We start from the raw sequence: 9,623 nt of genomic DNA on the forward strand, positions 1-9,623 counted from the left end.
TCGTTGGCCCGGCATCGATCCTTTTTGTGGAGCGTACGTTCATGTCCCGCATTCCCAACTCCGCCATACCCCACGCCGTTGCCGAGCCGGAGGCCGAAGCCTCGCGCGGCGCCTTCCTGATCGACGGCGCGCGCGGCCTTGCCGACAAGGCGAAGGCCAATCCCAAGACTTCGGCCGCCATCGGCGCCGGCGTGATCGCCGCGACCGCGGGCGCGGTCGCCCTCGCCCGCCGCGGCCGCGCGGGCGCGAACGGCAAAGCCAAGAAGTCCAAGAAGGACTGAGGCGGGCGGGGCGGGCGGCGGAAGTATACCAAGTCACCTCATATCCCGCGAGAAAATCCAGCGATTTCAGTGGGCGCGGGATCGGGCGCAAGCGCATCGAGCGCGCGCCTGAACGCGAGGTTCGGATCGTCGCCCGGCGTCGGGTCGGGCGCGAGCGGACCGATCGCGTTCAGCACCGCGATCAGGAGACGGTTGTCGTGGACCTGCCGCGTGCCGACGCGGCGGCCGCGATACATGACCGGCACCTCCTCGCCGAGGATCGCCCGCTCCATGCCGAGATCGACCGCGCGGCTCCGGCCCCAGCCCAGGGCCCGGTCCCAGGCGGCGGCGAAGCTTTCCGCGCCCGGCCGCTCCCTCAGGCGATAGGCGCTCGCCTTGGTCTTGCCGACCGCCTTGGCGGCAAGGGTCACGCAGCCGCCGAGCGCGAGGCGGAGGATGAAGCCCTGCTGGCGCGCCTTCGTCCACCCGTCATGCCGCGCGCGCACCGGGACGGCGACGAAGGCGAGCTCCTCCAGCGGCATATCCTGGAGCAAGGCGACGAGGCGGGGCGGGAGGGCGTGGGGCTGGTCCATCCCCATTCTATCGCCGATTCGGGTGGCTGTAGGAAAATGGTTTTTCGCGGGTCCGAAAACGACCCATTGCGGACATTCGAGGAGCGTTGCATGCTCTTCGAATGCTAAAGGTCGCTTTGGTTCTCTTGATGTTGGCGTCTTCGGGCCCGGGCTCTACTCAAAGATCAACGGCGGCGGCCACTTTGCCAACCCCGGTGCCATTGCAGGATCATGCGCTCCGGGAGCTGCTTTTCGATAACTATGTGCATGACGGCGGCGGCGGGTACGATGGGCCGGGCGAGTTTTTCCGCGCGAACGGCGCCTATCAGCGGGAAGGCGGACACGGTGCGGTTGTGTTCGAAGGCAGGTTTGGATTCCGGGATGGGGCGGTCTGCGTTTGGGGCGACGGTTTAGCACTCTTGTGCCGGCGGGTCGTGGACAATGGCGATGGCACCTACACTTTCATCAACACCGCTGATGGCACCACCGCCACCATGATTGTCGCCCGGCCGCGATGAGGGCGCGGAGGTGTAGAATGTCTGCTTTCCACCCTTAGCCGCCATTCCCATTGACTTTTTGCACTGCAGCATGCATATGCCCCCTCAGCGAGGCGTCATGCAGCGTGAACAGGCGGGTGAACCGCCGCGGCTCCGCTTCGTAATTTCCCAAGAGCTTCCCTTTTCACGCGGGTCGTTCAGAACCCGCCGCGCATCGCGCGCCCATTGGGGCTGCGCGACGCGCCGCACGAAGTGAGTCTATCCTACCATGTCATTCCAATCCCTCGGGCTGTCGCAGCCCGTCCTCCAGGCGCTCGCGCAGAAGAATTATGCGCAGCCGACGCCGATCCAGATGCAGGCGATCCCGACCCTCTTGAAGGGTCGCGACCTGCTCGGCATCGCCCAGACCGGCACCGGCAAGACCGCCGCCTTCATGCTGCCCTCGATCGACCGGCTGAGCGCCGCGCGGCGCGTGCCGCGGCCGCAGACCTGCCGGATGCTGGTGCTGGCGCCGACCCGCGAGCTGGCCAGCCAGATCGCGGAGAGTGCCGCCGCCTATAGCCGCTTCGCGCGGCTTTCCGTCACCACCGCCTTCGGCGGCGTGCCGATCGGCAAGCAGCGCCGCGCGCTCGAGCGCGGCGTCGACGTCCTCGTCGCCACGCCGGGCCGGCTGATCGACCTGATCGAGCAGCGCATGCTGTCCTTGCGCGAGGTCGAGATCCTCGTCCTCGACGAAGCCGATCAGATGATGGACCTGGGCTTCATCCACGCCCTCAAGCAGATCGTGAAGTGGCTGCCCGAGAAGAGGCAGACCCTGTTCTTCTCGGCGACCATGCCCAAGGCGATCCGCGAGCTCGCCGACAAGTTCCTCACCGATCCCGGCGAGGTCCGAGTCGCCCCGGCCGCGACCACGGTCGAGCGGGTCGAGCAGTTCGTCAGCTTCTGCGACCAGCGCGAGAAGCAGGCGCTGCTGACGATGATGCTGCGCACCGGCTTTTCCGAGCGCGGCAACATGGACCGGGTGCTGATCTTCAGCCGCACCAAGCACGGCGCCGACCGGATCGTGAAGCTGCTCGCCGGCAACGGCATCGCCGCCAACGCGATCCACGGCAACAAGAGCCAGCCGCAGCGCGAGAAGGCGCTCGGCCTGTTCAAGGCGGGCGAGGTCCGCATCCTCGTCGCGACCGACATCGCCGCGCGCGGCATCGATGTCTCCGGCGTCAGCCACGTGATCAATTTCGAGCTGCCCAACGTCGCCGAGCAATATGTCCACCGGATCGGCCGCACCGCGCGCGCCGGCGCGGCGGGCATCGCGATCGCTTATTGCGCGCCGGACGAGCGGGCGTATCTCCGCGATATCGAGAAGCTGACCCGTCAGCGGATCGAGGAGGCGCCGCTGCCGCCGGGCTTCAACGCCGAGGCGGCGCGGATCGCTTCGTCGCGGGTTGCCGTGCCGATGCCGCGCCATGAAGAGCGTAGGTGGCAGCCGCGGCCGCAGGGCCAGCGCGGGCGTTATGCCGGCGCGGTCAAGCCGATGGGCGGCGGGCGCAGGCGCGCCTCGGGGCGCTGAGCCTTGCGCCGGGGGGGCTGCTCTGCTAGGGGCACGCCCCTGCGCCGCGGGGCCCTCGCTTCGCGGCAACATTTTTCATGCAACCGGGTTTCTTGAGCAAAGGAAGAGTGGCGAGCTTTTATGCAAATCATCGTCCGCGATAACAATGTCGACCAGGCGCTGCGCGCCTTGAAGAAGAAGCTGCAGCGCGAGGGCGTCTATCGCGAGATGAAGCTCCGCCGCCACTATGAGAAGCCGAGCGAGAAGCGCGCCCGCGAGCGGGCCGCCGCGATCCGGCGCGCGCGCAAGCTCGAACGCAAGCGGGCAGAGCGCGACGGGGTGCGTTGATCCCGTCACCCCGGCGAAAGCCGGGGTCCCAGCGAGCAATTCCGAGCATACTTGTCCTGAGATCCCGGCCTTCGCCGGGATGACGGGTTGAGTGAGTGACCGGGCGGCGATAGACCCATCGCCGCCCGTTCTCGTTTGGGGGAAGCCATGTCCGCCGTCACCGCCGTGCCGATTCGCCCCCTCGCCAAGGGAACGGTGCTCAAATTGTGGCTGGCTCTGCTGGTGCTCTGCGTCGCGGGCGCGGCCCTGGCCTGGGTCGGGACCGGGCGGCTCCAGATCATCACCACCGAATCCGGCGTCCGCTTCCAGACGATCGTCGCGGGCGACGGCCCGACCGTGACCCCGGCCGATCTGGTCGCGATGCGCTATCGCCTGACCAAGCTCGACGGCACCCAGATCGAGGATAGCGACCAGACCGGCCAGCCCTTCGTCGCCAGCACCGACCGGGTCTTCCCCGGCTTCGGCGAGGCGATGCAGCTGATGCAGGCGGGCGGGCGCTACCGGATCTGGATTCCGCCCGGCCAGCACGTCCAGGGGCCGATGCCGCCGGGCGCGCCCTTCGGCGCGGAAGATACGCTCGTCTTCGACATCCGCGTCCTGCAGATCGCGCCGGGGATGGCGGCGATGCAGAACATGATGGGCCCGCCGGGCGCGCCGCCGCCGGGCGCCGATGGCCTGCCGCCGGGCGCGCTGCCGCCAGGGGCGGAGGGATTGCCACCGGGCGCCGAGGCGACGCCACCGCCGGTCGGCAACCGCCAGTAAGCGCGGCTCAGGCGGGCGCCGCTTTCGCCCGGGGCTCGGGCGGCGGGCGCTCCTCCTCGGCTTCGTCGTCCGCCGACTTCTGCTCGAGCGCGGCCTTGATCATCGCGATCATCGGATCGGCCAAAGCGAGGCCGAGGATGCCGAACAGGGCGCCGAAGACGACCTGCGCGCCGAGCACCAACGCCGGGGCGAGATCGACCGTCTTGCGCGCGACATAGGGCACGATCAGATACCCATCGACGATCTGAACGATGACATAGACCGCCACCGCCCACAGGCCGGTTTCCACATTCACCGAAAAGCCGATCAGGATGATCAGGATGCCCGAGACGATCGCGCCGATATTGGGAAGGAAGGCGAGGATGCCGGTGAGGAGGCCGAGCAAGGCCGCCATCGGCACGCCGCCGGCGAGCAGCAGCAGCCAGGTGCCGACGCCCTCCACCGCCATCCCGAGCAGCCGGCCGGCCATCAGGTGGCGCAGCGTCTTTCCGACCCGGTCGGAGGTCCGGTAGAAGCGGCCGCGCATCTCGTTCGGCAGCATCCAGGCGATGCCGCGCTCGTAAATCCGGGGCTCGATCGCGATGAACAGGCCGATGACGACGATCATCACGAGGTTGGTGAGCCCGCCGAGCACGCTGGAGACGGCCGAGGTGAGCCGCCCGAGCGAGCTCATCGCCTGCTCGACGAGCTGCTGCGGCTCGACCGTCTCGACGCCGAGCCCGTAGGCGGCGCCCCATTCCAGCAGCCGGTTGACCTGCAGCGCCACCGTGTCGCGCAGGATCGCCGCCTGATATGTGAGCTGGACCCCGGCGAGCCAGACCGTGCCGACGAGGAAGCCGACCGCGGCGAGGGAGACGATCAGCAGCCGCCAGCCCCGGCCGATCGGCAGCACGCGTCCCAGGAGGCGGGTGCCGCCGTCGAGGATCGCCGCGAAGACGATTCCGCCGAAGATCAGGAGAAGCGGCTGGGCGAGGACGATCACCGCCGCCACCGCGATCGCGACGCCGAACCAGACCGCGGCCTTCTTGAGCTCGCGCCGGATCAGGGGGTCGCTGAGATCGGTGGGGCCGCGCTCGTCGAGCTGCTCGAGCTCTTCCTCGTCGAGGCCCCTTTGGTCGGTCACTGCCGGTTGCCGTCCGGTGGCGGCGCGGCGCGATCGGGGCGGAGCGAACTGCCCGCGCGGCCGCCGCGCAAGGCGGTGAACCAGCTGATCGGGTTGAAGTAGGACGAGCTGCCGTCGAGGCTGAAGGTGATGAACTCGGCGCGGCCGCCGAGATTCTCCCACGGCACCGGTCCGCCAAGGCCGCCGCTCGGGCCGCCGGCCGGGAAGCGGCTGTCGGCGCTGTGATCGCGATTGTCGCCCATCAGGAAGACGTGACCGGCGGGGATCGTGATCCGCGCGAAATCGTCGGCCTGGGCGATATAGCCGATGTCGATCGTGTCGTAGGAGACGCCATTGGGCAGGGTCTCACGGAAGATCGGCAGCCGGCAATACATCTGCCCGTCCGCGCCGCGTACGCGGAAATCGCCGGTGAGATCGGGCAGGCAGGGGAGATTGTCGTCGATCGGCAGCATCGCCGCCGGGCGCGGCTCGCGGCGCACCGCCTGGCCGTTCAGATAGATGGTGCCGTCGATCAGCTCGATCGTGTCGCCGGGCAGGCCGATGACGCGCTTGATATAGTCGCTGCTCTGCCCCGGCGGAGTGACGATGACGATATCGCCGCGCTCGGGCATCTCGCCCCACAGCCGCCCCGGCCAGCGCGGCAGGATGTGGAAGCTTGGGCTGACCCACGACCAGCCATAGGGATATTTGCTGACCACCAGCCTGTCGCCCTTCAGCAGCACCGGCATCATCGATTCCGACGGGATGTAGAAGGGTTTGGCGATGAACGAGTGGAAGCCGAGCACGGCGAGGACGAGCCAGAAGATCGCCTTGATCTCGCCCCACCAGTCGGTGCCCTGCTTCGCCGGCGGCGCGGCGGCCGGGGGCGCGCCGTCTGCCGAGATCGCCGCGGGTTCGGCCGGCGTGGCGGCCGGGGCGGCCTCGTCGGGCATGTCGGCCGCGTGCTGGCGGTCGCTGTCGGTCACTCAACGCTCCTCGGGCAATGCTTCGATGATCACGACCGCCATCGCGAACGGGTGGTCGTCGGTCATCGTCAGGTGAATGCGCGGGGCGTGGCCCGGCGGGATCAGCGCGTCAAGCCTCTCCTTGGCGCCGCCGCTGAGCGCGAGGGTGGGCGCGCCAGAGGCGAGATTGACCACGCCGATGTCCTTCATGAAGACACCGCGCCTGAAGCCGGTGCCCACTGCCTTGGAAAAGGCCTCCTTGGCGGCGAAGCGCTTGGCGAAGGTGCCGGCGCGGGTGAAGGGGCGGCTTTCCGCCTTGGCCGCCTCGGTCGCGGTGAAGACGCGGGCGATGAAGCGCGCGCCGAAGCGGTCGAGCGAGTTCTGAATCCGCTCGATATTGCAGAGGTCGGAACCGAAGCCGACGATCATGACGGCCCCCACAGGCCGTCACCCCGGCGAAGGCCGGGGTCTCGGGGAGACCCGCCGAGACTTCTTGTCCTGAGATCCCGGCCTTCGCCGGGATGACGAGAAACGCTCATCCCCACGCCTCGTCCATCAGCTCGCGCATCCGCCTCACGCTGGCGTCCAGGCCGGTGAAGATCGCCTCGCCGACGAGGAAATGGCCGATATTGAGCTCTCGAAGCTGCGGGATGGCGGCGACGGCCTGGACGTTGTCGAAGCTGAGGCCGTGGCCGGCATGGGGCTCGATGCCGTTCTTCGCCGCGAGCGCGGCGGCGTCGGCGAGGCGCCGGAGCTCCACCGCGCGGGCCTCGCCCTCCAAATGCGCGTAGCGGCCGGTGTGGAACTCGACGACCGGCGCGCCTAGGCGGATCGCCGCTTCGATCTGGGCCGGATCGGGCTCGACGAACAGGCTGACCCGGATGTTCGCCGCCCCCAGCTTGTCGACATAATAAGCCAGATGGTTGTGCTGCCCGGCGGCGTCGAGCCCACCCTCGGTGGTCCGCTCCTCGCGCTTTTCCGGAACGAGGCAGGCGGCGTGCGGGCGGTGGCGGAGCGCGATCTCCAGCATCTCCTCGGTCGCCGCCATTTCCAGGTTCAGCGGGATGTCGAGCCGCGCCATCAGCCGGTCGATATCCGCGTCGGTGATGTGGCGCCGATCCTCGCGCAGGTGGGCGGTGATGCCGTCGGCGCCCGCCTCGGCGGCGGCGAAAGCGGCGCGCACGGGATCGGGATGGTCGCCGCCGCGCGCATTGCGGATGGTGGCGACGTGATCGATGTTCACGCCGAGGCGAAGGGCGTGGCTCACGCCGCCCCTTCGGCCCCGCTCAGGACAGGCTTCCGGCTCCCGGGCTTTTCGGCGGGCAGCGCGGCGAGCTCGGGCGGAATCTCATCCGCGGCGTAGCTCGGCACGCTGAGGCGGACGAGCGGGAAGAAAGGCACGCCGAGATCGGCCGCGCCGCCGGAGCGATCGACCAGCGAGGCTGCGGCGATCACCTCGCCGCCCGCTTCCTCGATCGCGCGCATCGCCTCGCTCGAGGAGAGGCCGGTGGTCACCACATCCTCGACGAGCAGCACCTTCTGGCCGGGCTTGAGACCGAATCCGCGGCGCAGCTCGAAGCTGCCCGACGGGCGCTCGACGAACAGCGCCTCGACGCCCAGCGCCCGGCCCATTTCGTGGCCGATGATCACCCCGCCCATCGCGGGCGAGACGACGATCTCGATCTGCGCGCGCAGCTCGCGCGGCAGCGTCGCCGCGAGCGCGGAGGCGAGCCGGGAGGCGCGCATCGGATCCATCAGAACCCGCGCGCATTGCAGATAGCGCGGGCTGTGCAGGACCGAGGAGAGGATGAAATGCCCCTCCAGCAGCGCGCCGGCGGCGCGGAACTCGGCCAGGACCTCGTCTTCGTTCATCGCTCTTCCAAAGGCTGTAGCGGCCCCTGTTTGATAGGGGCCGGGCGGGTCCGCTTCAAGCGCCGCGCCGCCCTCTCGCAACATGCTTGAGCCACTGGGGGGACGTGCCTATAAGGCCGGCGCGAAGCCCCTTCGGGGGCCGCGAATCCTGCCGTTTTCACCTGGCGGCAGACAGGGGATTAGATGAAGACTCTTTCCAAGCTCCTCGCCATCGCCGCCGCGTTCGGCCTGGCGCCCAGCATCGCCGCGGCGGCCACGGCCGCGCTGCCGACCGCCCAGTCCGCGCCGATCGAGCAGGCCAATGCACAGGCGCCCGCACCCACCGCGGGCGAAGCCGCCACGCCCGCGCCGGCGGCCGCGACGCCGCCGCCTCCGGCCCGCACCGCGCCGACGCCGAGCATCGGCCAGCCCGACGGCCGCTACGGCCTGCAGGACCAGGTCACCGAGTTCGGACAGGAGGCGGCCTGGTTCCACAACATCATCCTGATGCCGCTGATCACCCTGATCTCGCTCTTCGTGCTGGCCCTGCTCGGCTGGGTGATGTTCCGCTACCGCCGCGGCGCCAACCCGACCCCGTCGCGGACCAGCCACAACACCACGCTGGAGGTGGTCTGGACGCTCGTGCCTGTCCTGATTCTGGTGGTGATCGCGGTGCCCTCGATCCGGCTGCTCGCCCACCAATATGCGCCGCCGGCCGCCGACCTCACGATCAAGGCGACCGGCAACCAGTGGAACTGGGGCTACGAATATCCCGACCACGGCATCGAGTTCACCGCCAACATGCTGCCCGACGACCAAGCCGACGCGCGCGGCGAGCCGCGGCAGCTCGCCGCCGACGAGCGCGTCGTCGTGCCGGTGGGCGCGGTCGTGAAGGTGATCGTGACCTCCTCCGACGTCATCCACGCCTGGGGCATCCCGGCCTTCTGGGTGAAGATCGATGCCGTCCCAGGCCGCCTCAACGAAACCTGGTTCCGCGCCGAGCGGCCGGGCGTCTATTACGGCGTCTGCTACGAACTGTGCGGCGCCCGCCACGGCTACATGCCGATAGCGGTCGAGGTCGTGACCCAGGAGCAATTCCGGGCCTGGGTCGCCTCGCGCGGCGGCACGATGCCGGGCACCGCCCGGCCCGCGCCCGCCCCGGCGCCCGCCGTCGCCGCCGGCGGGTCCACCGCATCGACTCCGGCGCCGGCCAACGTCGTCGCGGCGGCCGCGGCGCCGGCCACCACCAACCAGAGCGCACCCACCAATTGAGGCGGCAGCAGAGAAGATGACCGACACAGCAGCAAACGCCGCCCATTTCGAGGCCGACCACGCCCACGCGGCGCACCATGACGCCGACCACAAGCCGGGCTTCTTCGTCCGCTGGTTCATGTCGACCAATCACAAGGATATCGGCACACTCTACCTGATCTTCGCGGTGGTCGCGGGGATCATCGGCGGCGGCATTTCCGGGCTGATGCGCTGGGAGCTGGCCGAGCCGGGCATCCAGCATCTCGAGGCCTGGGCCGGGATGATGGCCGGCGGCGCCGTCGACGAGAACACCGCGCTTCATCTGTGGAACGTGCTGATCAGCGCGCACGGCCTGATCATGGTCTTCTTCATGGTGATGCCGGCGATGATCGGCGGCTTCGGCAACTGGTTCGTGCCGCTGATGATCGGCGCGCCGGACATGGCCTTCCCGCGGATGAACAATATC

Annotated in this window: 13 protein-coding genes; 7 read left to right on the top strand and 6 right to left on the bottom strand. The window is 69.2% G+C overall.

The annotated features are described in order from the left end of the window. The coding region (locus ACT4N8_RS12650; RefSeq protein WP_444858483.1) for a hypothetical protein at positions 1-281 on the top strand (281 nt) is incomplete at its 5' end. Positions 282-319: 38 nt separating this feature from the next. Here ACT4N8_RS12650 and ACT4N8_RS12655 read toward each other — a convergent pair. After that, positions 320-853, bottom strand: coding sequence for a hypothetical protein (locus ACT4N8_RS12655; protein ID WP_444858484.1), 534 nt, complete (start codon positions 851-853; stop codon positions 320-322). Between the two features lie 194 nt (positions 854-1,047). Between ACT4N8_RS12655 and ACT4N8_RS12660 the strand changes: the two genes are divergently transcribed. The 4 genes from ACT4N8_RS12660 (at position 1,048) to ACT4N8_RS12675 (ending at position 3,988) form a co-directional block, all read left to right on the top strand. Beyond that, complete coding sequence (locus ACT4N8_RS12660) at positions 1,048-1,350, top strand: hypothetical protein (protein ID WP_444858485.1); 303 nt, start codon at positions 1,048-1,050, stop codon at positions 1,348-1,350. Between the two features lie 247 nt (positions 1,351-1,597). After that, a complete protein-coding gene (locus tag ACT4N8_RS12665; protein ID WP_444858486.1) occupies positions 1,598-2,899 on the top strand; it encodes a DEAD/DEAH box helicase in 1,302 nt (433 codons plus the stop codon). Between the two features lie 120 nt (positions 2,900-3,019). Beyond that, the gene (gene rpsU / locus ACT4N8_RS12670; protein WP_010126124.1) at positions 3,020-3,226 is read left to right on the top strand and encodes a 30S ribosomal protein S21; all 207 of its coding nucleotides are present in this window, start codon (positions 3,020-3,022) and stop codon (positions 3,224-3,226) included. A 147-nt stretch (positions 3,227-3,373) separates the two neighbouring features. Next, entirely contained in the window at positions 3,374-3,988 is a 615-nt protein-coding gene (locus ACT4N8_RS12675; RefSeq protein WP_444858487.1) for an FKBP-type peptidyl-prolyl cis-trans isomerase, read from the top strand. A 7-nt stretch (positions 3,989-3,995) separates the two neighbouring features. On the opposite strand, the gene ACT4N8_RS12680 is transcribed toward ACT4N8_RS12675, so the two are convergent. The 5 genes from ACT4N8_RS12680 to pyrE form a co-directional block, all read right to left on the bottom strand. Continuing rightward, complete coding sequence (locus ACT4N8_RS12680) at positions 3,996-5,111, bottom strand: AI-2E family transporter (RefSeq protein ID WP_444858488.1); 1,116 nt, start codon at positions 5,109-5,111, stop codon at positions 3,996-3,998. After that, a complete protein-coding gene (gene lepB, locus ACT4N8_RS12685; RefSeq protein ID WP_444858494.1) occupies positions 5,108-6,043 on the bottom strand; it encodes a signal peptidase I in 936 nt (311 codons plus the stop codon). The genes ACT4N8_RS12680 and lepB overlap by 4 nt, the downstream gene beginning before the upstream one ends. A 33-nt stretch (positions 6,044-6,076) precedes the next feature. Continuing rightward, positions 6,077-6,484, bottom strand: coding sequence for a holo-ACP synthase (gene acpS, locus ACT4N8_RS12690; protein WP_444858489.1), 408 nt, complete (start codon positions 6,482-6,484; stop codon positions 6,077-6,079). Between the two features lie 106 nt (positions 6,485-6,590). Further along, positions 6,591-7,322, bottom strand: coding sequence for a pyridoxine 5'-phosphate synthase (locus ACT4N8_RS12695; protein WP_444858490.1), 732 nt, complete (start codon positions 7,320-7,322; stop codon positions 6,591-6,593). After that, a complete protein-coding gene (gene pyrE / locus ACT4N8_RS12700) occupies positions 7,319-7,927 on the bottom strand; it encodes an orotate phosphoribosyltransferase (protein WP_444858491.1) in 609 nt (202 codons plus the stop codon). Before pyrE ends, ACT4N8_RS12695 begins: the two co-directional genes overlap by 4 nt. Before the next feature lie 183 nt (positions 7,928-8,110). Here pyrE and coxB point away from each other — a divergent pair, with 183 nt between their 5' ends. Then, a complete protein-coding gene (coxB, locus tag ACT4N8_RS12705; protein ID WP_444858492.1) occupies positions 8,111-9,178 on the top strand; it encodes a cytochrome c oxidase subunit II in 1,068 nt (355 codons plus the stop codon). Between the two features lie 16 nt (positions 9,179-9,194). Then, on the top strand, positions 9,195-9,623 hold a 429-nt coding region (locus tag ACT4N8_RS12710), incomplete at its 3' end, for a cbb3-type cytochrome c oxidase subunit I (RefSeq protein WP_444858493.1).

This window comes from Sphingosinicella sp., from assembly GCF_052387495.1.
Lineage (GTDB): Bacteria > Pseudomonadota > Alphaproteobacteria > Sphingomonadales > Sphingomonadaceae > Allosphingosinicella.